The sequence below is a fragment of the Candidatus Omnitrophota bacterium genome (assembly GCA_028712255.1).
In the GTDB taxonomy this organism is placed as follows: Bacteria; Omnitrophota; Gorgyraeia; order Gygaellales; family Profunditerraquicolaceae; genus UBA6249.
In genome coordinates, this window is record JAQTQJ010000015.1 from 21,515 (window position 1) to 42,401 (window position 20,887).

The 20,887-nt window shown below is 40.2% G+C and carries 23 protein-coding genes and 2 tRNA genes; all 25 read right to left on the reverse strand.

The genetic code is table 11. From position 1 onward, the window contains the following. Positions 1-259: 259 nt before the first annotated feature. The 25 genes from PHC29_07065 to hisG all read right to left on the reverse strand — a co-directional run bounded on the left by PHC29_07065 (position 260) and on the right by hisG (position 20,680). Positions 260-332, reverse strand: a tRNA-Arg gene (locus tag PHC29_07065). A gap of 1 nt (position 333) precedes the next feature. After that, positions 334-1,053 (reverse strand): radical SAM protein, encoded by a 720-nt coding sequence (locus PHC29_07070; protein ID MDD5109241.1) that lies wholly within the window; start codon positions 1,051-1,053, stop codon positions 334-336. Positions 1,054-1,239: 186 nt separating this feature from the next. After that, positions 1,240-1,515 carry a glycogen-binding domain-containing protein gene (locus PHC29_07075; protein MDD5109242.1) on the reverse strand — a complete coding sequence of 92 codons (276 nt, stop codon included), beginning with the start codon at positions 1,513-1,515 and terminating at the stop codon, positions 1,240-1,242. A 116-nt stretch (positions 1,516-1,631) separates the two neighbouring features. Continuing rightward, positions 1,632-2,435, reverse strand: a complete 804-nt coding sequence (lpxI, locus tag PHC29_07080; GenBank protein ID MDD5109243.1) for a UDP-2,3-diacylglucosamine diphosphatase LpxI — start codon at positions 2,433-2,435, stop codon at positions 1,632-1,634. Positions 2,436-2,486: 51 nt separating this feature from the next. Continuing rightward, a complete protein-coding gene (gene lpxA / locus PHC29_07085; GenBank protein ID MDD5109244.1) occupies positions 2,487-3,266 on the reverse strand; it encodes an acyl-ACP--UDP-N-acetylglucosamine O-acyltransferase in 780 nt (259 codons plus the stop codon). A gap of 2 nt (positions 3,267-3,268) precedes the next feature. Further along, positions 3,269-4,561 (reverse strand): bifunctional UDP-3-O-[3-hydroxymyristoyl] N-acetylglucosamine deacetylase/3-hydroxyacyl-ACP dehydratase, encoded by a 1,293-nt coding sequence (locus tag PHC29_07090; protein ID MDD5109245.1) that lies wholly within the window; start codon positions 4,559-4,561, stop codon positions 3,269-3,271. Beyond that, positions 4,562-5,593: a UDP-3-O-(3-hydroxymyristoyl)glucosamine N-acyltransferase gene (gene lpxD / locus PHC29_07095; GenBank protein MDD5109246.1), complete on the reverse strand. Its 1,032-nt coding sequence runs from the start codon at positions 5,591-5,593 to the stop codon at positions 4,562-4,564. Between the two features lie 32 nt (positions 5,594-5,625). Continuing rightward, complete coding sequence (locus tag PHC29_07100; GenBank protein ID MDD5109247.1) at positions 5,626-6,129, reverse strand: OmpH family outer membrane protein; 504 nt, start codon at positions 6,127-6,129, stop codon at positions 5,626-5,628. A 74-nt stretch (positions 6,130-6,203) separates the two neighbouring features. Next, a complete protein-coding gene (gene bamA / locus PHC29_07105; GenBank protein ID MDD5109248.1) occupies positions 6,204-8,612 on the reverse strand; it encodes an outer membrane protein assembly factor BamA in 2,409 nt (802 codons plus the stop codon). Between the two features lie 126 nt (positions 8,613-8,738). Next, positions 8,739-10,079, reverse strand: a complete 1,341-nt coding sequence (gene dnaB, locus PHC29_07110; GenBank protein ID MDD5109249.1) for a replicative DNA helicase — start codon at positions 10,077-10,079, stop codon at positions 8,739-8,741. 80 nt (positions 10,080-10,159) lie between these two features. Continuing rightward, a complete protein-coding gene (rplI, locus tag PHC29_07115; protein ID MDD5109250.1) occupies positions 10,160-10,603 on the reverse strand; it encodes a 50S ribosomal protein L9 in 444 nt (147 codons plus the stop codon). 21 nt (positions 10,604-10,624) lie between these two features. Beyond that, the gene (gene rpsR / locus PHC29_07120; protein ID MDD5109251.1) at positions 10,625-10,903 is read right to left on the reverse strand and encodes a 30S ribosomal protein S18; all 279 of its coding nucleotides are present in this window, start codon (positions 10,901-10,903) and stop codon (positions 10,625-10,627) included. Further along, entirely contained in the window at positions 10,893-11,339 is a 447-nt protein-coding gene (gene ssb, locus PHC29_07125) for a single-stranded DNA-binding protein (GenBank protein ID MDD5109252.1), read from the reverse strand. The genes rpsR and ssb overlap by 11 nt, the downstream gene beginning before the upstream one ends. Positions 11,340-11,403: 64 nt before the next feature. Further along, complete coding sequence (gene rpsF / locus PHC29_07130) at positions 11,404-11,691, reverse strand: 30S ribosomal protein S6 (GenBank protein ID MDD5109253.1); 288 nt, start codon at positions 11,689-11,691, stop codon at positions 11,404-11,406. 44 nt (positions 11,692-11,735) lie between these two features. Beyond that, positions 11,736-12,314 carry an aminoacyl-tRNA hydrolase gene (gene pth / locus PHC29_07135; GenBank protein ID MDD5109254.1) on the reverse strand — a complete coding sequence of 193 codons (579 nt, stop codon included), beginning with the start codon at positions 12,312-12,314 and terminating at the stop codon, positions 11,736-11,738. Further along, positions 12,311-13,006, reverse strand: a complete 696-nt coding sequence (locus PHC29_07140) for a 50S ribosomal protein L25 (GenBank protein ID MDD5109255.1) — start codon at positions 13,004-13,006, stop codon at positions 12,311-12,313. Before PHC29_07140 ends, pth begins: the two co-directional genes overlap by 4 nt. Positions 13,007-13,060: 54 nt before the next feature. Further along, positions 13,061-13,999: a ribose-phosphate pyrophosphokinase gene (locus tag PHC29_07145; protein MDD5109256.1), complete on the reverse strand. Its 939-nt coding sequence runs from the start codon at positions 13,997-13,999 to the stop codon at positions 13,061-13,063. A 136-nt stretch (positions 14,000-14,135) separates the two neighbouring features. Next, complete coding sequence (locus PHC29_07150; GenBank protein MDD5109257.1) at positions 14,136-15,380, reverse strand: NTP transferase domain-containing protein; 1,245 nt, start codon at positions 15,378-15,380, stop codon at positions 14,136-14,138. Positions 15,381-15,397: 17 nt separating this feature from the next. Then, a tRNA-Gln gene (locus PHC29_07155) sits at positions 15,398-15,468 on the reverse strand. A gap of 13 nt (positions 15,469-15,481) precedes the next feature. Continuing rightward, a complete protein-coding gene (locus PHC29_07160; GenBank protein ID MDD5109258.1) occupies positions 15,482-15,868 on the reverse strand; it encodes a septation protein SpoVG family protein in 387 nt (128 codons plus the stop codon). Between the two features lie 94 nt (positions 15,869-15,962). Then, complete coding sequence (gene ispE / locus PHC29_07165) at positions 15,963-16,850, reverse strand: 4-(cytidine 5'-diphospho)-2-C-methyl-D-erythritol kinase (protein ID MDD5109259.1); 888 nt, start codon at positions 16,848-16,850, stop codon at positions 15,963-15,965. A gap of 15 nt (positions 16,851-16,865) precedes the next feature. Then, positions 16,866-17,795 (reverse strand): transketolase family protein, encoded by a 930-nt coding sequence (locus tag PHC29_07170; protein MDD5109260.1) that lies wholly within the window; start codon positions 17,793-17,795, stop codon positions 16,866-16,868. Then, the gene (locus tag PHC29_07175) at positions 17,795-18,616 is read right to left on the reverse strand and encodes a transketolase (GenBank protein ID MDD5109261.1); all 822 of its coding nucleotides are present in this window, start codon (positions 18,614-18,616) and stop codon (positions 17,795-17,797) included. Before PHC29_07175 ends, PHC29_07170 begins: the two co-directional genes overlap by 1 nt. Beyond that, positions 18,606-19,580 (reverse strand): tetratricopeptide repeat protein, encoded by a 975-nt coding sequence (locus PHC29_07180; GenBank protein ID MDD5109262.1) that lies wholly within the window; start codon positions 19,578-19,580, stop codon positions 18,606-18,608. The genes PHC29_07175 and PHC29_07180 overlap by 11 nt, the downstream gene beginning before the upstream one ends. A gap of 215 nt (positions 19,581-19,795) precedes the next feature. Continuing rightward, a complete protein-coding gene (gene hisG / locus PHC29_07185) occupies positions 19,796-20,680 on the reverse strand; it encodes an ATP phosphoribosyltransferase (protein ID MDD5109263.1) in 885 nt (294 codons plus the stop codon). Between the last annotated feature and the right edge of the window lie 207 nt (positions 20,681-20,887).

Below are 20,887 nucleotides of genomic sequence, written 5' to 3' on the forward strand. Positions count from 1 at the left end.
AACCCTTTTCAATAAGTATTATTAAATTTGATATTATATATATCTCTAGTACCTTGTCAAGCCCTTTATAGCTACAAGAAATTTATTACGCCTGGCTGGAATCGAACCAGTAGTCGTTACCGCTCCCCAAAAAAAAGGGGGGGGCTCTGCCCCTATGGCGCTCCCCCACCACAAAAAATTGACGGGTCGCTGTTACCCCGAATGCGCAGGGAATTTTTTCCGCACCCCTTCTGGTTCGACTGACAGTACTTAGCTAAAATGCGCCTAGGTGGGCTCGAACCACCAATAACCAGTTCCGAAGACTGGTGCCTTATCCATTAGGCAATAGGCGCGTTATACAATCTCCGCTTTATCCCCAAAAATTTCTTTTATCTTCTCAAGTTTATTTCTCTCGACGGCAAGCACATCTTTCTCAGCGGTTGAGCGCATCGGAGAGTTAAGCTGTATTTTATCCGGATTTATACGCTGGATTATCTTTTTTAATTCCTTAATATGGCCAAAATCATCGTTGACTCCTTTTACAAGCATTATCTCCAGCCAGACTTCCCCGCTAAATTCTTTTCTTAAAGCAACCAGGCCATCGATAATCTCATCTAATTTTACACCCTCATCAGGACGATCAATCTGCTTAAAAATTTGAGCGTCAACTGCATCTAAAGAAGGAACAATTAAATCCGCTTTTAAAAGCCCTTTACGCACTAAAGGATCACCTAAAAGCGTAGAATTGGTAATTACGGCAATACTAGCGCCGGTAATCGCCTTGGCCTGATCAATCAACTCTCCGATACATGTATTTAGCGTCGGTTCCCCCAGCCCGGAAAGGGTAACAAATTTTAAGTTTTTAAATTGGTCTGGATTATTCTTAATCCAGGATTTTAATTCAAGGATAATATCATCAGCCGAAGCATATTCCTTCCTCTCAAAAACTGTCTTGCCAACAGAGCCCCATTGGCAATAAATACAATCGAGATCGCATATCTTATTGGGACTCAAACTTAACCCCAGTGAGAGCCCCAACCTACGCGATTTTATTGGTCCATAGATATATTTCATTTTAAGAATAAATTTTTAAGGCGCTCTCTTAACAAGTGAGCGCCTTGAGTCATTCTGAGGAGTCCGCCATTGGTTTAAGTGTCGGACGAAGAATCTAGAAACGAGATCCTTCCCCTTCCCTTTCGCCTCGCTCAAGTTCAGGGTCAGGATGACATGATTTGGAAAAGTATAAAAGGAAATGCTAAATTATTTAACTTCAACTACGCAGTTATGCGACCCAAACGAGTTAGAAACACAAGAGTTACAACGAGGATCATTTGTCCATGTTTCATCAACGACAAATTTATATTCGTGCTTGCCGGGCTTAAGGGCTACTTTCGCTACCCAATTACCCTTGCTATCCTTCTTGGCAAGTAATTTCTTGGTATTCCATTTATTAAAACTACCGGCGAGCACAACCTTCTTAGCTACAGGTGCATATAACTTAAACTCCGTTGGTTTTGTTCCAGCTGTCCGTGCCATATTCCCTCCTTTTATTGCCTTTATTGGGGGCAGTCATTTTTATTTTCTATATGATCAAGAAAAATGACTGCCTTCAATTATATTTTCACACTATAAACAACCACTGTCAAGATTTTTTACACTGCGACAATAGAAATACCTTTTTTATCCGCAAGCCTGATACTTTCTTCTTTGTCGAGAAAAAGTGTTTTTCCTGCCTCAAAAGCAAGGCATTTGACTTTTGCCTTAATTAAATTCTTTACGGTATTTAACCCTATAACAGGAATATCAAAACGCATATCCTGCTTAGGTTTACTTACTTTAACGATTACAATTTTACCGCGTCCTATTTTACTTGAACGTCGGATTAAATTATCTGTTCCTTCAAAAGCCTCAACCGCAACTATTGCCTTACTTTTTACCGCAACCGTCTGGCCAATATCCAAACTAGCAATTGCCTTAGCCAAACTCAAACCAAAATAAATATCCTCCCAGGTATCAAGATCTGGATTAAGTTTAGTAAGAGTACCTTTTTTAGGAAGGTATTCTTCTATAAAAGTAGTAGAATCCAAAAGCGTAAGTCCGGCTGCTTCTAATTTTTGCGCCACAGCTCCAAACAACGTATCCGTCTTCTTGTCCTTAAGGCTAGCCAATATCTGCTTTAATTCCAGACTTCTATTAATTTCTTTACTAAATAATCTGCGTGGGCTGATTTGGCCGGCCATAACCACGCCTTCTACGGCTTCATTTTTAAGTATATCAAACATTTTCTGAAAGTCAGAGAGCCCAATCCAATATATCTTATCAACAAATTTTTTTAGTTTTGGCGAGGTATCGCCTTTAATCGCGATAGCGACAATTGAGCAGCCTTTTTTCTTGGCAGCCTCTGCAAAAAGTAGGGGGAATTTTCTATTTCCGGCGATTAAACCGATTTTTATCATATTTAATCTTAGGGACGGTTCTCTTTGATAACCGTCCCTAAGTTTTCCTATTTAACGGCAGGAACGGGCCAGGCCACGCTCAGAGCTTTTGGCAAAATTAATCAGATAAGATATCTCTTCACTTTTCTCTAACTCTTTTTCTACTTTTTCAATGGCATGTTTCACGGACAACCCGGAATTAAATATTACTCTGAATGCCTGATCAAGCTGTTTAATGGATTTATTAGAGATGCCTTTGCGCCTTAAGCCAACAAGATTTAGACCATACACACGCGCAGGATGTCCATCACAGGTAGAAAAAGGGGGAATATCCTGAACCACCTTGGAACAACCGCCAATAATTGAAAGCATGCCAATACGCACAAATTGATGTATTGCTACTATCCCGCCGATTACCGCCCTATCTTCAATGGTAACATGGCCAGCCAGAGTACTGTTATTGGCCAAAACACACCAATTACCAACATTACAATCATGGGCAACGTGAGAATAAGCCATGAGCAAATTATTATCTCCGATAACCGTCTTTGCGCCTTCTTTGGTTCCCGGATTGAGCGTGCAGTACTCGCGGATAATATTATTATTACCTATCTCTAAAAAAACTTTTTCACCTTTAAATTTGAGATCCTGAGGCCTGCTGCCCACTACCGCTCCAGTAAATATTTCACAAGATTTGCCAATAGTAGTATTACCTTCGATTACGCAATGCGGCCCAATCAAAGTATCCGCGCCAATAGTTACATTGTCGCTAATTATACTATAAGGGCCAACAGCTACTCCCGAATCTAATTTTGCTTTCGAAGAAATTATTGCCGAAGGATGTATTTTCATAATTAATTATCTACCAGCGCAAACATCAAATCTGCTTCTGCAACAACCTTGCCATCTACCAAAGCCTTGCCATGCACAGTACCGATCTTTGAACGCATCTTCCCGGCTTCTACCTCAAAAACTAACCTGTCACCGGGAATAACTGTTTTTCTAAATTTAGCATTATCTATCGCCATAAAAAACGCTAATTTCCCTCTATTCTCTTCGCTGGCTAGCATCATTACTCCACCGACCTGGGCCATCGCCTCTAAAATAAGTACTCCCGGCATAATCGGCCTCCCTGGAAAATGCCCTCTAAAAAAATCATCATTCATCGTTACATTTTTAAAACCAACTGCCCTCTTTCCTTTTTCCAAATGGGTAACCCGGTCAACAAATAGAAACGGCTGGCGATGCGGCAGGATTTTCATGATTTCATTAATATCTAAAGCCTCTTTCATATTACTAGCTCCTTGTGAAGTTGTTCTCTGTTGGTAAATCTTTTGGGCGATCTTTAAATTTAAAGAATGGCCACTTCTTAATGCAATCACATGGCCGCGGATTGGACAACCTGCCAGATAAAGATCTCCGATTAAATCCAGAATCTTATGCCTTACAAACTCATCCTTAAATCTGAGTTTATTTTTAATTACGCCTTCATCTCCTACAACCAGAGTATTTTCGTAGTTAGCGCCCATGCCTAAACCTTGACTCTGTAAATCTTTTGCCTCGCTTTCAAGGCAAAAAGTGCGCGCTGGGGCAATCTCGGTTTTAAAAGATTCTGCATTAATGAGTATCTCTAAAAATTGCGACGATAACATTGGATGGTCATAGTTTAAAGTATAAGAAACTTTAAACTCGCAAGACGGCATAATTGTAATGGAGCTTGCGCCCTCTTGGATAGTTATTGGCTGGCAAACTCTATAAATATATTTTTCTTTATCCTGTTCCTTTAGGCCACCATCGACAAGTGCCTCTACAAAACTAATCGAACTTCCGTCTAAACCGGGAAGTTCATTATTATCTATCTCAACATCAATATTATCTATTCCCAAACTAAATAACGCAGCCATAAGATGCTCAATGGTCTGCACCTCTGCCTGGTTATTTCCGATAGAAGAACGGCGGCTTGATTTTTGTATAAGCAGGGACTCAACATTGGCTTTTATCCTCGGGGAACCTGCAATATCCGTGCGGATAAAAGTTACCCCGCTATCTACTTGCGCCGGCTTAAGAATTACATTGACATTATGGCCGGTATGGATACCTTTACCTTTAAGGTGGATCTCTCTGTTAATTGTTTTCTGTTTTTCCATTTATTTAATTCGAGCCTCAAGCTCTTCAATCTTTTTCTTTAACTCTTTGACCAAATCAAATAGCTTAGGCAAATTCTGAAGGCTGGCATTTGCTCTCTGAGTAGTCATAAACGGACGGGCAGGATATCCCGAAACCATTGTATTGGCGGGTACAGATTTAGCCACTCCGGTTTGCGCAGTTACAATAGCATTATCGCCAACAGTAATATGGCCGACTAATCCGGCTTGGCCGCCTAAAATTACACTATTACCGATAATCGTGCTGCCTGATATTCCAACTTGAGCTACAATCAGAGAATTTTCACCAATAACTACATTATGAGCAATCTGCACTAAATTATCAATTTTAGTTCCGCGCCCGATGATCGTCCTGTCAAAACGTGCCCGGTCAATAGTAACATTAGCGCCAATCTCAACATCATCGCCGATTTCAACTGTCCCCACCTGAGGAATCTTGTGGTGTATCCCTTTAATCGTAGCGAATCCAAAACCATCGGAACCTATAACCGTTCCCGAATGAATAATTACTCCAGCTCCAATATCAACACGTTCACGTATTGAAACATGGGGGTAAATCAGGGTTTTAACCCCTATTTTTGTATGGTGGCCGATATAACAGGAAGCATAAATTATAGCATTATCCCCTATGGTTACATCATCTTCGATAACTGTATAAGGCCCAATAGCCACATTGGCCCCTAAAGTTACATTTTTCCCCATCATTACCGTAGGGTCTATGCGCTTGGGATGGCCTACCTCATCAGGCATAAACATAGAAATAATCTTTGCAAAGGCCAGGGAAGGATTATCAATTACAATTACCGGTTTACTGGTTTCTCGAGCATCGGCTGAAGTAACAATCGCGCTAGCTAATGTTTTATCCATAAGCGAGCTGTATTTAGGATTGGCTAAAAAGGTAATATCACCTTCAACTGCCTCTTTAATTCCCGAAGCCCCGGTAATCAGAATATCGCCATTGCCGATAACCTGGCCACCAATAAACTTAGCTATTTCACTAAGTGTCTTTTGCATTTAATAAACACCTAAGAAGTACATAAAAACTCTTATTTACTGGGACTATTTAGAATCGCGATAATTTGATTTGTAATATCCATACTTTTGGTTTGATAAACCAAAACCCGGTCATTAAAAACAAGGGTATATCCTTCTTTTTCGGCATATTTCTTAACTGCGACTTCGATATCCTTAAGAATCTCTTTCATTCTTTCTTCCTGCTCTTTACGTAAGTCAGCCTGTTTCTGACGGTCAGAATCCTGAAAAGATTTTACCTTTGCCTGAAGATCGGCATTCTTTGCTTCTCTTTGTTTGTCATTAAGTAAATTTAATTTATCTTGAGCGGCTTTGAGATCGGCGACTTTTTTATCACGTTCATCGGTATAAACTTTTTCTTTATCGGTTAAAGTTTTATCATAACCTTTGGTTTTATTATATTCGCTAAAAGCGCGGCTTAAATCAATGTAACCGAATTTATCCGCTGCCTGAGCGCTTCCAATCAATAAAACTAAGCTAAAAACTGCTCCTAACAAAACTACTGTTGCCTTTCTCATCTTTCCTCCTGTTTTTGAGAATCCAGGTGACGATTCTAGAAATCACAGAACCGTCCCCATGTTTTTTAATTTTATTAAAATCCGTGGCTGGCGCTGAAGTGAAACCGTCCGCCGCTCTTCTTAGAACTTTCTCCAGATTCTTTATCCATAGGAATACCATAATCCAGCATTATCGGGCCAATCGGGGTTTTAATACGTAAACCCAAACCGATACCAGATTTTAATCCTCCAGAATTAGCTACCCCATTGGCATTCTTATTAGAGAAAATATCACCTGCCTTCTCCCAAACATTACCTACATCGTAAAATGCGGCAACCTTTAAAAAACTAAACAAGGGATAAGTATATTCAATATTACCAACTGCCATCGATGCGCCACCCAATGGGTCTTTAGATAAAGGGTCAACAGGCCCAACTTTTCTTTCTTCATAACCTCTAATGGTATAAGCGCCGCCGGCAAAGAACCTTTCATATATAGGTATTTTTTCTGTGCTCCCATAAGGATCTGCCAAACCAAGCCTGCCCCTTATTTCAAGTACCGCCCCACGAGGCATAGGAAAATAATGTGATGCCCTGGTAAAGAATTTCGTATAGTTTTTATCCCCACTCAGCGCTCCACCGGCAAAATCAAAAGAAGCAGTAAGAAAGTTACCTTTTCTGGTATCAAAAACATTATCCCTTGAATCATAAGTTAAACTCGGAGAAATAACACTAATATTATTTTTTCCTACCTCAGCCAGTAGATCGTTTGAGGCGTCGCTTGAAGGATTTTTAATATTTATCTGATCCATGCGATACATAAGATCCCCTCTTAAATATTCTGATATCTCCTTGCCTAAACGTAAATCCCCGCCAGTAACCGTCTCATCATAACCATATCCTGTATCGGTATCCCGGTCATGCGTGCGCCGGTATAAATCAAAACCAAAAGAAACCGGATAGTCAAACATCCATGGCTCGGTAAAGCTTAATTCAAAACCATTGCTTAAATTACCGATAGATGCCCGCGCCTTTAAATTTTGGCCTGCACCGGTAAAATAAGGCCAGTTTCTCCAATCAAAATTCTTCTGCTCAACTTCTATAAAACCTATAAACTGGTCAACCGTGCTATAACCACCGCCAAAACTAAAACTTCCGGTCTTGGTTTCTTTTACATCTACCACCAGATTCTTCTTATCCAGATTTTGAGTCTCTTCAGTATCATAACTGACCTCGTCAAAAAATCCTAAATTGGTAAGCCTCTCTTTACTACGCCTAAGCTTTTCTCCATCGAATCTTTCCCCGGGATGAATTCTCATCTCTCTGCGGATAACCAAATCCTTGGTTTTAATATTGCCACGTATTTTAATTTTATCGACATAAACAATTTGGTTTTCGACAATTGTATAAGTTATATCCACTCGTCCGGTGTCTGTATTGACAATTGTGGATTCCTGAACCTGCGCAGAGATATATCCTCGGTCAAAATATATCCCCTGAATACTGGTAATATCTTTTTTCATTGCTTCCTGACTAAAAACTTTTCCAGAAACACAATCGGTTAAATGGCTTAAGATTTCTTTTTCGGTAATATCCTTATTGCCTTTTATTATAACCGACCCTACAAGATATTTTTTACCTTCATCAATCTTAATCATAATAAAAAGTAAATACGGTTTTTTAACATCGGGCTTTACTTCATAACTTACTGCCACATCAGTAAAGCCTTCGCGCTGATAAAAAGACTTAATGCGTGCAATGTCTTCTGTAAGTACCTCATCTTTTAAAACTCCGGCATTAAAAAACCATGCGCGTTTAGTTTTTAGCAGTTTTAGGATACGAGCGCTTGAAAAATTTTTATTCCCATCAATTATAATATCCTTGATGCGTACCTTCTTACCCTCAACTACAGTAAATAGTATCTTGGCTTTATTCTTCTGGGCATCCACATCAACTTTATAAGTTATATCTGCCTGGCTATAACCCATTTTTTCATACATCTTTTTTAATATACGCACATCCTCAGCTAAAGAAGGATAATCCAAATATTGTGTTTCCTTGCTCTTTAACTGCTGCTTTAATTTATCATCCTTCATGGTAATAAGATTAATTCCCGAAAAACTGATATTTTCAATAATCGGCCTTTCCACAACATTGATGATAACCTTTAGGCCATCCTTATAATCCTGCGTATCGATTTTAATATCGCTAAAAAAACCCAGCAGATAAAGCCTCTTTAAATCATCACTGACGATATTCTCCTGATAAGCACTCCCAATGCGCGTCTTCATTTTAGAAATAATAACATTGGTGCTGATAGCTTTATTACCAACAACTTCTATAGCGGTAACATTTTTTGTGGTTATAGCAGCAGAATCGGTAGCAACGACAGGCGCGGTTGTCTTTGTTTCCGTTTGATTCTGTGGATTTTCTTCGGCAAAAATTATTGAAAACGCAGCTAGAGTAAGGAAAACGATCAGGAGTACGGAAGTTAGTTTACGCATTTAATTATTATATAGAAATAGGCCTTTTAAATCAAATAGTTATTGTCTAACTTGTGGAATAATGGGACCGTTTCTATTTTCACCGGTTTTTTAAAATTGAAAAATAGAAACGGTCCCATTATTCTATTATTCAATTTTGGACAAATTGTCAAACCTGGTAAACTCTTTAATAAAGGCTAGCTTTAAAGACCCCACCGGGCCGTTACGCTGTTTAGCAATAATTGCCTCTGCTATACCTTGATTTTCAGGAGAAGGAGTATAATATTCCTCTCTTAAAATTAATACCACTACATCGGCATCCTGCTCGATGGCCCCAGACTCCCTTAAATCCGAAAGTTGCGGACGATGGTCGTTGCGAGATTCAACGGCGCGCGATAGCTGGCTGATAGCAATAACCGGAACACTTAATTCCCTGGCTAAAGCTTTCAAAGATCGTGAAATTTCAGAGATCTCCTGCTGACGGCTCTCCATATTCATACTTGAGCCGCGCATTAACTGCATATAATCCAAGATGATTAACTTTATGCCATGATGTGATTTTAACCGCCGGGCACGGGCACGCAGCTCCATTACAGAGATAGCCGGAGTATCATCGATATAAATAGGAGCCTCAGAAAGTTTTCCGGCAGCTGCAGTCAGACGAGGCCAATCACTAGTAGCAAGATAACCAGTCCTAACTTTATGCGCATCAACCCGCGCATGTGAACAAAGCATTCTCTGAACAAGCTGCTCCTTGGACATCTCTAAGCTAAAAACCGCAGTAGGTATCTTCTCGACTACGCCGGCATACTCGGCAATCCCTAAAGCAAAAGCACTTTTACCCATTGAAGGGCGTCCGGCAACAATAATTAAATCTGACGGCTGCAAGCCCGCGGTCTTTAGGTCAAAATCTATATAACCTGTAGGTATCCCGGTAACATGCGCTTTATTTTGATAAAGCTTATCAATTGTTTCAATACTATCCTTCACAATTTCTTTTAGATGTAGATAGGTCCCTTGATTTTTCCGGTCGCTGACCTCAAAAATCAACTTCTCAGCAGTATCCACAATCTCAGCAATATTGCCTTCGCTTTCATGGCAAACGGTAATAATCTTAGTTGAATTATTAATTAAGGTCCTTAAGATATATTTTTCGCGGACTATGCTGGTATAGTGATTAATGTTGGCGGCAGTTGGAACAGCATTGGCTAAAGATGTCAGGTAGCTTGCTCCGCCGATAGCATCAAGCGAATTATCTTTTTTTAAAGCATCCGTAAGAGTAATTAGGTCTACAGCCTTATTGGCATTGTAAAGATCGCTTATTGCCTGGAAAATCTTCCTATGGGTATCTTTATAAAAACAGGTGGCATCTAATTTTTCAGAGGCAATTGATACTGCTTCTTCATCTAAAAGCATAGAGCCTATAACAGCCATTTCAGCTTCCAGATTCTGCGGTGGGAGTTTATCTAAAATTATGTCTTGTGGCATATTAAATGGAATAAAGGGACCGTTTCTATTTTTCTAAGAGATAAAGGGGGAAAATAGAAACGGTCCCTTTATTTTTCATTTTACTTTTTCACTACCCATAGTTTGAGTTTAGCAATTACTTCGGGATGGAGTTTTACCCGAATTTCATAAATTCCTAAAGATTTTATCGGTTCAACCAAATCAATATTGCTTTTATCAATGGAAAAACCTTCATTTTTTAATGCCTCGGATATATCCTGCGCGCTGATACTGCCATATAGTTTTTCTTGGCCTTGAGTCAAAGCAGAAATGGTTAAAGAAAGGCTACTTAAACGTTTCTCTAATTCTATTGACTCCTCTTTAAGCTTGGCAAATTGTGCGGATTTAATTTGTTTCTGCTGCTCCAATATTTTAAGGCTACCTGAAGTGGCTTGTTTTGCTAAATTTTGTGGAAAAAGAAAATTTCGGGCAAAACCTTCTTTAACCTTGACTATTGAACCGGCCTTGCCGATATTAGCTACATCCTTATTTAAAATTACTTCCATTTTTAATTTTAACTGCTAATTTTACCTGGTATAAGGAAGTAAGGACAAAAATCTGGCCTTATTAATCAGTTCCCTGATCCTTCTCTGATGCCTGGCGCAATTACCGGAAAAACGGCTGGAATTAATTTTACCCTTTTCGGTAACAAAAACTTCCAATCTTTTTATGTCTTTATAATCGATACTGCCCAATTTATCCGCGCAGAACCGGCAAAATCTTTTTCTTACCGGGCCCAAAGCGTCCTTCTTTTTCTTCAATAACTTTTTCTTATCTTTATCAAAACCTCTTTGTTTAACCTTCATGTGTTTCATCCTCGCTTTCTGCTAACCATGTTGATTCACTAGTTGACTCCTGCCCTTGCGCCTCTGTATGCATTTGGCTGCCTTGCTCAGGCGCCTGAGGCTTGCCAGGAGCACCCATAAATTGAACACGCTCTGCTCTGACTTCGATGACTGACCGCTTGGCTCCGGCATTATCCTCCCAAGTGCGTGACTGCAGCCTGCCCTCGACAAAAACACTGCTTCCTTTATGCAGATACTGATTGCATGTTTCTGCCTGTTTATTCCAAACTACCGCGGTTATAAAACAAACCTCTTCTTTTAACTCCTGATCTTTGGTGCGGTATTTACGATTCACTGCTAGGCGCAGATTAGCTACAGCTGTGCCTTGCGGGGTATAACGCAATTCAGGATCCTTGGTAAGATTTCCCATCAATAATACTTTGTTATAGCTGGCCATAATAAATTCTCCTTCGGAATCTTGGGGACGGTTCTCTTTTTTAAGAGAACCGTCCCCAAGCTTTTTAATCCATTCGAGTAAACAAAACTCTCAGAATATTTTCATTAAGCTTATAAATATTGCGGATCTCTTTAATTGCTTTGGAAGGCGCCGTAAAAGCTGCTAAATAATAAATTCCTTCAAGGAATTTATTAATGGGGAAGTAAAATTTACGCTTCTCAGCCCAGACTCCCGATTGAGTGATCTGGCCGCCATTTTTAACTACTGCCTCATCAATCTGTTTAAATAACGTTTTTTTATCTTCATCAGATAAATCAGGCCTAACAATTACCATCGCTTCGTACTTATTCATCTTTTTTACTCCTTGTCTACCAAGACAACACCCGCGCAAATCTGCTAAGCGCGGGGTGCTCTTGTATTAAATATACTCATGGTTTCAACTATACCCTTATCTACCCAACTCATACAACAGCCAAGAGCCTGATCTTTAACTTCTTGGACTATTATCTTTTCATTGCGCAAAAAGCCCGTTAGCACATATTCTGCAGCATCTACAGAATTCTTTGGCCGGCCGATTCCAATACGCAGGCGGTTAAAATTCTGTGTTCCCAAGTGCTCGATAATCGAAGCTAATCCTCGATGGCCGCCACTTGAGCCAAGTTGACGGATTTTCATTCTACCTAAATCCAAATCCAAATCATCACAAACCACTAAGAGATCTTCAGGCTTAGCTTTGAATTTCTTAAGCAGGGATTTAACTGCAACGCCGCTTAGATTCATAAAAGTTTGCGGCATGGCCAATACCAGATCTTGCTTACCTATCTTTGACAGGCCGACTAAAGAAGAAACTGAATTATCTCTTTTAAATGCAACTTTTAAAGAACTAACTAGTGATTTCAAAACCGCAAAACCAATATTATGCCGGGAGCCTGCATAAGTCAAACCAGGATTACCCAGCCCTACAATTAACTTCACTTCTTCTCTTTCTCTTTAGCCTCAGCTGCTGGCGCGCCTTCACCAGGAACTTCTTTTTTCTCTTTGATTACCTCAGGCTCCGCTTTAACTTCACCTTCAACTGCTTCAGCCGGCGCCTCTTCTTTCATTGGAGCAATAATATGCAGAACAACCGCTGCCGGATCATGTAAAGACTTAACTCCCGAAGGAAAAGCCAAATCTTTAACATGTATGGCTTCACCCATTTTAAGAACAGCAATATCTACTTCTATATTTTTAGGGATACTCGTAGGCAAACATTCTACTTCAATCTCCCAAAGCAAATGTTCCAAAGATCCACCCTCTTGCTTAACCCCGACAGCTTCGCCGCGGGTTTCAATAGGAATATTGACCTTAATTGTTTCAGTCAGGGATATCTCATTAAAATCCACATGAATAATATCCTCTTTTACCGGGTCATATTGAATATCTTTAATCAAACAAGGGCGTCCTCCTGACTTCTTATCATTTCTAATCTTTAAATTAATAATACTTGTCTCTAAATGATATTGATGCACCAATTTTAAAAGCGCACTCCTGGAAATCTGTAAAGACAAAGCATCCTTCCCGTGGGAATAAACTATCGCAGGCAAATAACCGCTATCCCTTAAATCTTTTACCTTAGCCCTTCCTTTTTGCTCTCTTAGTTCTGCTTCCAAAAATATCTCTTCCATTTCTTTACCTTTCTTTGATCTTTAGTCATTCCCGCGAAAGCGGGAATCCATTCATTAGTCAAATAAACAGCTAACTGATTCTTCGTTGTGTATCCTTTTTATTGCTTCAGCCAGGAGTCCGGACACTGAAAGCACATGGATCTTGGCATTTCTCTTCTGGACAGCCAAAGGTATACTATCGGAAATAAGTAACTTCTCCAGCCCATCACATTGATCAATACGCTCAATTGCCGGGCCTGATAAAATACCATGAGCAATTGCAGCATAAATAGTTTTTGCATTAGCTTTTTTCAAAGCGCCAACAGCCTCAATCAAAGAGCTGCCTGTAGCAATCATATCATCAACTATAATTACATTCTTACCCTCTACTTCGCCCATAATATGCATTGCTTCAGCCTTCTCAGGTGAAACCCGGCGTTTATCAATTATGGCAAGCCCTGCAGAAACCCTCTTTGCATAGGCCCTGGCCATCTTAATACTCCCCACATCGGGAGAAACCGCAACCAAATTTTTAATATTCATCTTAGAAAAATAATCTACAAATACCCCCACTGAGAATAGATGGTCTACAGGAATATCAAAAAACCCCTGAATCTGGCCGGCGTGTAAATCCATAGTCAGGATTCGATTTGTTCCGGCGACAGTTAAAAGATTAGCCACTAATTTAGCAGTAATCGGCACGCGCGGCTGGTCCTTCCTATCCTGGCGGGCATAACCAAAATACGGAATCACCGCGGTAATCCTATTAGCGCTTGCCCTACGCATAGCATCAATCATAATCAATAATTCCATAAGATTATCATTTGACGGAGGGCAGGTTGGCTGAACGATAAAAACATCTTTACCACGCACATTTTCATTGATCTTTACGCGAATCTCCCCTTCACTAAATCTACCTACAAAAGCATCTTGTAATTTTACTTTTAGATTTTTACAGATATCATTGGCTAATTCAAGATTCGCGTTACCGCTGAAAATCGCAAGTTTATCCATGATTTACCCCTTGTCATTCCCGCCCTCGATTAAAACATTCGAGGGGAATAAAGGTGACTGTCACGCTTTTTGTGACTGTCACCTTTTATAACCTTTTGTAGATCCCCACTTCCGTGGGGATGACGCGCTTGGCGCGTCACTTTAAAATTCTAGCCGGAACTCCCGCCACAACGGTTCTTTTCGGAACATCCCTAGTAACTATCGAACCAGCTCCGGTAACCGCAAAGTTACCAATCTTTACCGGAGCAACTATCACAGTATCCGAACCAATCTTTACATTATCCTCAATAATCGTATAATTTTTCTTTAAGCCATCGAAATTAGCCGTAACCGTGCCTGCTCCGATATTTACATTTGAACCGACACAGCTATCTCCGATATAAGAGAAATGTTTAACGAGTGTTTTAGTACCGATTTTGGAACGCACCATTTCAATGAAGTTGCCAGCTATAACATCATCTTTAAGCTCGACACCATCACGCAGGTGCGCAAAAGGGCCTACCGAACAACGTTTTCCAATTTTAACACCACTTTCGATTACTGTAAAGGGATAAATCACCGTATCCATGCCGATTCTAGTGCCAAAATTAATAAAGGTGGATGCCGGATCAAGAATAGTTATACCATCTTGCATCAATTTATCGTTAATCGTTTTCTGCATAAAAGAATTAGCCTTAGCCAATTCAGCGCGGGTATTAATTCCTAATGCCTCATGAGCATCTTCGACTTTAAGACCTTCAACTAAATAATTCTTTTTTGCCAGAATTTCAATTATGTCGGTTAAATAATATTCTTTTTTGCGGTTATTTGCGCGAATACTCTTTAAATTATTATCCAACCTATCTTTCTTAAATACCATAATACCGGTATTGATCTCTTCAATATCTTTCTGCACCTCATCAGCGTCTTTCTCTTCGATTATGCCACAAATACTGGAATATCTATCACGCATAATCCTACCGTAACCAAAAGGCTTATTCAATCGTGCAGTCAACAGTGTAGCATCGGCATTACTTTCTAAATGATAATCAAGAAGCTTCTTAAGCGTATCCTTCTTTAGAAGAGGATTATCTCCATAAAGGATAAGCACTGTGCCTTTAAATCCCTTCAAAACTGACAATCCTGTTTTTACCGCATCAGCGGTTCCGATAAGTTTTTTCTGGATAACAATTTTTACGCCTCCAGGTATAATTTTACGCACGAGTTCCTGTTTATACCCTAAGACTGCAACTACCTGCTTGGGCTTTAATCCTGCTACCAAATCCAAAACATAACCTAGCATCGGCCTACCACAAAGCTTATGCAGCACCTTAGGCACCTCAGATCTCATCCGCGTGCTCTTACCCCCCGCCAAAATTATTACCGCAATATCTTTTTTCATTAATGACTTACATCCTGTTGCCCGGCAAGGATTCGGACCTTGACAGTCAGACCCAAATTCTGATGTGCTACCATTACACTACCGGGCAGAACTAAAATTATTTATGCAGTTTTACTCTTCTCTTGCGTATAAGCCTCCAAAACCTTTTTCTGCAAGCTTTCCCTAAATGACTGCGTTATAGGGTGAGCTATATCCTTATGCTCAGTCTGGCTAGCCGGAATATCCTCAGCGCGTTGCGCGCTAGCTTCAATTGGCAAAGGCGCAGCACACTGATTACAATATTTACTGCGCAATTCATTTTTATAAGCGCATCTTGGACAAGCTTGCTTTACTTTACGGGAAGGCATGGCGATAAATAAACCAGCGGTTCCTTCGATTACCTTAATATCCCTAACTACAAAAACATTATCAAAAGTCACCGTGGCATATGCTTTTAATTTTTTATCCGGAGAATCCTTCAATATCACCCTGACTTCAGTTATCTCCATATCCACCCTCTGCCTTCTGTTCCGTCATCCTGAGTCCGCCAACGTTTCAGTGGCGGGCGAAGGATCTAATATTTCACATTGTAAATTTTAATAACTAAACCGCCGAACTTACAAAAACGGCCCAAGATTTATGTTTTTTGGTCAATTTATCTTTGAAATCCTGAGCTTGTTTACGACCATTGCAAATCGCAAATACTGCTGACCCGCTTCCGGACATCATTATTTTTTCTAACCCCATACCGGAAAGCACGTTTTTAACTTGATTAACTACGGGATAAAGAGTGCTAGTAACAATTTCTAAATCATTAATAAGGCATTTAGGATTAACCCCTTTGCCGCATTTAAGCAACTCAGAAGGTAGTATTTTAACATCACACCGGAACCTTGTCAACCCAGAAAAACTATCAAATTTCTGATAAATCAAGGGTGTTGAAACCCTGATATTAGGATAAATCAGGACAAGCCAGAGCTTAAGTTTATCCAGAGAGATTAATGGTTTAATCTTGTCTCCCCTGCCGCTTCCTAAAGCAAACTTTGTATTATAAATAAAAAATGGAACATCACTGCCTAATTTAGCCCCTAAAGTCACTAGTTGTTTTTTAGATAAACCTAAGCACCAGTATTTGTTTAGCCCTAAAAAGACACTGGCAGCATTAGAAGAACCTCCGCCTAAACCTGCGCCAACTGGTATATGCTTCTGAATATCTATATCTAAGCCAAAACTTAAACCATACTTCTGCTTTAATAATTCAGCAGCACGCCAACAAAGATTCGTTCTGTCGCAAGGGACATGCCGATTAATACATTTGATCTTAATCAGGCCATCTTGACGATTTTTAAGTATAATCGTATCTGCTAAATCAACACGGCAAAATAAAGTATTTAGATTATGAAAATTATCCTTGCGTTTGTTCAGAATCTGTAGGTAAAGATTGACTTTGGCAAAGGATTTAACGGCTAAGGCAGAGGAAGATTGCTTCATGAAGATATTTTTGACTTAGGAGATATTGGATAAAACCGCTTTTTCAATATCTAAACTGCTGAGATTATACTCTTTTAAAAGTTCTTGCGGCTCTCCTGATTGGCCGAAACGATTACGCACGCCTACACGAATCACCTTCACCGGAGAATTCTCTGCAACTATTTCATCAATACTTGAGGCTAAGCCTCCAATAGTACTATGCTCTTCGCAGACAACAATAAGTTTAGTTTCGCCAGCAGCCTTAAGGATAATCGCGCTATCCAAGGGCCTAATAGAATGCATATTGATCAGGCGCGCTCTTATTCCCTTCTGCGCCAGATTTTTTATTGCCAAAAGCGCCTCAGTAACCATTATCCCACAGGCAACGATGGTAACATCATTTCCTTCAGTTATCAACTGAGCCTGGCCTAATTTAAATTCACCTTTATTCTCTAATGTTGAAACCTTTGACCTGCCTAAACGAATATAAAATGGCCCGGGGGTCGCCGCAGCTACTCTAACCGCATCTTCTGTTTGTGGTCCGTCGCATGGAACAATGATATTCATATTGGGAAGCACGCGCATCAGGGCAATATCCTCCAAAGCCTGGTGGCTAGCACCATCAGGGCCAACAGTAATACCTGCATGCGTAGCTACAATCTTAACATTAAAATTATTATAACTTATAGCCAGTCTTACCTGATCCCAGGCGCGGCCTGAAGCAAATACGGCGAAAGTTGAAACAAAAACCGTCTTGCCACAACTAGCAAGGCCTGCGGACACAGCCATCATATTCTGTTCGGCTACACCAATATTAAAAAATCTATCCGGGAACTGCTTGGCAAAAAGATTGGTACGCGTCGAGCTGGACAAATCCGCATCCAAAACAACAATATTTTTATCCGATAAACCCAGCTCTACCAAAGTTTGGCCGTAGACATCCCGTTGATAAAGTTGCTCTGCCATTAAACTAACTCCTTTAAAGCCCTCTGGGCCTCTTCCTGGGTAGGAGCCTTGCCATGAAAAGCAACCACACCTTCCATAAAAGATACACCTTTACCCTTAACAGTGCGAGCAATAATTATTGTCGGCTTGTCTTTAATTGTTTTAGCCTGTTCATAAGCATCTAGAATCTGGCGCATATCATGGCCATTAATCTCTATTGTGTGCCAGCCAAAAGCCTGCCATTTGGCAACCAAAGGTTCCAGGCCCATTATATCTTCACATCTTCCGTCAATCTGGCAACCATTGGAATCCAGAATAGCGCATATATTACTGCAGCCAAAATGAGCACTGGCCATAGCTGCTTCCCAAATATTACCTTCCTGCACCTCTCCATCTCCTAATAAAACATAAACCCGGGAATCTAATTTATCTATTCTTAACGCCAGGCTCATCCCTAAAGCAATAGAGAGCCCTTGGCCAAGTGAGCCAGATGCCGACTCAACACCTGGAGTTTTACGATCAGGATGCCCCTGAAGAATTGAACCTAATTGCCTTAAGGTAAATAATTTTTCTTCGGAGAAATAACCGGTTTTTGCCAACACCGCATACCATAGCGGGCAACAATGCCCTTTAGACATATGAAAACGATCGCGGTCAGGCCACTGAGGATTATCTGATTTAAAACGTAAAACATTAAAATAAAGGGCAGTAATTAAATCCGTAGCCGACAGGCTCCCCCCGGGATGCCCGGAACCGGCGCGAGCCAACATCTGAATAATCAGGCGGCGAATCTCTTTAGCTTTTACTTCCAATTCTTCGATGGTCAGTTGATTATTTGCCATTATTGGTTAGCTTAAATAATTTTGTTTTTATCTTTTCCTGTGTGGAATCTAACTTGAGGGATTTCTCCCAATTCAATTTTGCGCTTTCCTGGTTGCCCAGTTTTAGAAAAACATCACCTAGGTGATCATAAATTACCGGATCACTCATTAGTGATGCTGCTTTTTCTAACTCATTCAATGCTTCTTTAAATCTGCCTTTTTTAAAATAAAACCATCCTAAACTATCAATATAGGCGCCATTGTCCGGCTCAAGAACTAAGGCCTTTTTGATCATTTTCCCTGCAGCATCGATATTTTTATCCTGCTCCAGATAAAAATATCCCAGAAAATTCAAAGCCTCCTGATAATCAGGTTTTAATTTTAATGCGGTTTTTAATTCTTTTTCTACAGAAGAATAATCTTTTAAATCAAAATAAATACTGCCCAAATAAAGATGCGCCTGAGGATCGTCCGCAGATAAACCCGTAATTATTTTAAAAATACTTTCTGCTTCTTTTAATTTTCCCTGTTGCAGATAAATCGCCCCTAAACTTTTATAAATTTCAATATTTTTCGGTTCAAGTTTTGAGGCATTCTTAAGCGCAAGTGTATATTCCTGAGAAGCCAGCTCTACTTGCTTCTGTGCGGCATATACCAATGCTAATATTGCATGCGGTTCCACGGCTTCAGGAGCAATCCCGATAGCCTGTTTAAGCTGAGAAATTGCCTGTTTGGCATCATCCTTCTTAATAAAAATCGATGCCAGGTTTAGATGCAATAAAGCACTATCCGGGTCAGTTACCAGGGCTGCCTGATATTCCTGCATCGCCCTATCCAGATCTCCCAGATCTTCGCAATAAACTCCTACGATATAGTGGCTTAAACCTTGGGCGTCTTCTTTTGTATCCGAGGCCAACGCTAGAGAAACAACCAAGGCCAATGTAAGACAAAGACAGATTACACTGTTAAGGTATTTGAAATTCAATAGCACCCTTCTAAAAAGACTTAACCTTTACCGCCCCAAGCTCTCTTCTTCAAGTGACGAAGACGACGGCGTAATTTCTTACGCTTATGGGTTTTAATCTTCTGTCTTTTTCTTTTCTTTCCGCAAGGCATAACTACTCTCCTTTAGTCATTCCCGCGAAAGCGGGAATCCACAACAAGTGTCATTGCGAGTCCGCCGAAGGCGGACGAAGCAATCTAATAAATCACTTTATTCAACGGATACTCAATAATCCCGCAAGCGCCTGCTGCCTTTAACTCGGGAATGAGCACCCGCACAATTTTCTCATCAATAATTGTCTCGATGGCAAACCATCCGTCATCGCTTAAGCCGGAAATTGTGGGATTCTTTAATGCAGGAAGTTTGGCAATGACTTTTTTAAGATTTTCTTTTTTTACGTTCATCTTCAAGCCGACTTTATCTTCGGCGGCAATTGCCCCCCTTAAAAGAAGAGCAATCTGCTCCATTTTGGCTTTTTTCCAGCTGTCTTTGTATGCGTCTTTATTAGCGATGAACTGAGTAGTGGATTCGCAAAGAGTGGCAATCTCAACCAGCTTATTGGCCCGTAGTGAACTCCCGGTTTCTGTTAATTCAACAATAGCATCAACCAAGCCGCCGCTAACCTTAACCTCCGTTGCCCCCCAGGAAAACTCTACCTCCACCTTAACTTTATTTTTCTGAAAATAATCTTTTGTCACATTGACCAATTCGGTAGCTACCCGCTTACCGTTTAAGTCTTTAACATTTTTTAAGCCGGAATCCTGCGGCACAGCCAAAACCCATCTTACCTTACTCAGGCTTTGCTTGGCATAAGTCAAATCTGTAACCCTGACGATATCGGATTTATTCTCCAGGATCCAATCATTACCGGTAATCCCACAATCAAGCGCACCGTCCTGGACATAACGCGACATCTCCTGAGCCCGCAACAAGGTTGCCTGAATCTCGCTGTCATCCACCGACGGAAAATAAGAACGCGAACTGGACAGGTTCACATTAAATCCAGCCTTTTTTAACATCTTAAAGGTAGATTCTTGGAGGCTCCCCTTTGGTAATCCTAATTTTAAAACTTTATCTTTCATCGTAATTTTCCTCTTTAATTAAATAATAGCGGAATTTATTATAACGGGATTAATATATATTGTAAAGCAAAATAATAAAGGTGCATTAGCAAGATTAAAATGTCCTATTTCTAGCAACTTTAAAATGTCCTATTTTAAGGTTTTTAAAGAACGCCGGCCAATGCTTCTTCCGGGGCCTTCGTAGGATTCGACCCCACAAGCCTAAAA

What these genes read in the sequence shown, in the direction of transcription:
- PHC29_07070 (MDD5109241.1), bottom strand. Translation starts at nt 1,053, where the DNA reads ATGAAATATATCTATGGACCAATAAAATCGCGTAGGTTGGGGCTCTCA.
- PHC29_07075 (MDD5109242.1), bottom strand. Translation starts at nt 1,515, where the DNA reads ATGGCACGGACAGCTGGAACAAAACCAACGGAGTTTAAGTTATATGCA.
- lpxI (MDD5109243.1), bottom strand. Translation starts at nt 2,435, where the DNA reads ATGATAAAAATCGGTTTAATCGCCGGAAATAGAAAATTCCCCCTACTT.
- lpxA (MDD5109244.1), bottom strand. Translation starts at nt 3,266, where the DNA reads ATGAAAATACATCCTTCGGCAATAATTTCTTCGAAAGCAAAATTAGAT.
- PHC29_07090 (MDD5109245.1), bottom strand. Translation starts at nt 4,561, where the DNA reads ATGGAAAAACAGAAAACAATTAACAGAGAGATCCACCTTAAAGGTAAA.
- lpxD (MDD5109246.1), bottom strand. Translation starts at nt 5,593, where the DNA reads ATGCAAAAGACACTTAGTGAAATAGCTAAGTTTATTGGTGGCCAGGTT.
- PHC29_07100 (MDD5109247.1), bottom strand. Translation starts at nt 6,129, where the DNA reads ATGAGAAAGGCAACAGTAGTTTTGTTAGGAGCAGTTTTTAGCTTAGTT.
- bamA (MDD5109248.1), bottom strand. Translation starts at nt 8,612, where the DNA reads ATGCGTAAACTAACTTCCGTACTCCTGATCGTTTTCCTTACTCTAGCT.
- dnaB (MDD5109249.1), bottom strand. Translation starts at nt 10,079, where the DNA reads ATGCCACAAGACATAATTTTAGATAAACTCCCACCGCAGAATCTGGAA.
- rplI (MDD5109250.1), bottom strand. Translation starts at nt 10,603, where the DNA reads ATGGAAGTAATTTTAAATAAGGATGTAGCTAATATCGGCAAGGCCGGT.
- rpsR (MDD5109251.1), bottom strand. Translation starts at nt 10,903, where the DNA reads ATGAAGGTTAAACAAAGAGGTTTTGATAAAGATAAGAAAAAGTTATTG.
- ssb (MDD5109252.1), bottom strand. Translation starts at nt 11,339, where the DNA reads ATGGCCAGCTATAACAAAGTATTATTGATGGGAAATCTTACCAAGGAT.
- rpsF (MDD5109253.1), bottom strand. Translation starts at nt 11,691, where the DNA reads ATGAATAAGTACGAAGCGATGGTAATTGTTAGGCCTGATTTATCTGAT.
- PHC29_07140 (MDD5109255.1), bottom strand. Translation starts at nt 13,006, where the DNA reads ATGGAAGAGATATTTTTGGAAGCAGAACTAAGAGAGCAAAAAGGAAGG.
- PHC29_07145 (MDD5109256.1), bottom strand. Translation starts at nt 13,999, where the DNA reads ATGGATAAACTTGCGATTTTCAGCGGTAACGCGAATCTTGAATTAGCC.
- PHC29_07150 (MDD5109257.1), bottom strand. Translation starts at nt 15,380, where the DNA reads ATGAAAAAAGATATTGCGGTAATAATTTTGGCGGGGGGTAAGAGCACG.
- PHC29_07160 (MDD5109258.1), bottom strand. Translation starts at nt 15,868, where the DNA reads ATGGAGATAACTGAAGTCAGGGTGATATTGAAGGATTCTCCGGATAAA.
- ispE (MDD5109259.1), bottom strand. Translation starts at nt 16,850, where the DNA reads ATGAAGCAATCTTCCTCTGCCTTAGCCGTTAAATCCTTTGCCAAAGTC.
- PHC29_07170 (MDD5109260.1), bottom strand. Translation starts at nt 17,795, where the DNA reads ATGGCAGAGCAACTTTATCAACGGGATGTCTACGGCCAAACTTTGGTA.
- PHC29_07175 (MDD5109261.1), bottom strand. Translation starts at nt 18,616, where the DNA reads ATGGCAAATAATCAACTGACCATCGAAGAATTGGAAGTAAAAGCTAAA.
- hisG (MDD5109263.1), bottom strand. Translation starts at nt 20,680, where the DNA reads ATGAAAGATAAAGTTTTAAAATTAGGATTACCAAAGGGGAGCCTCCAA.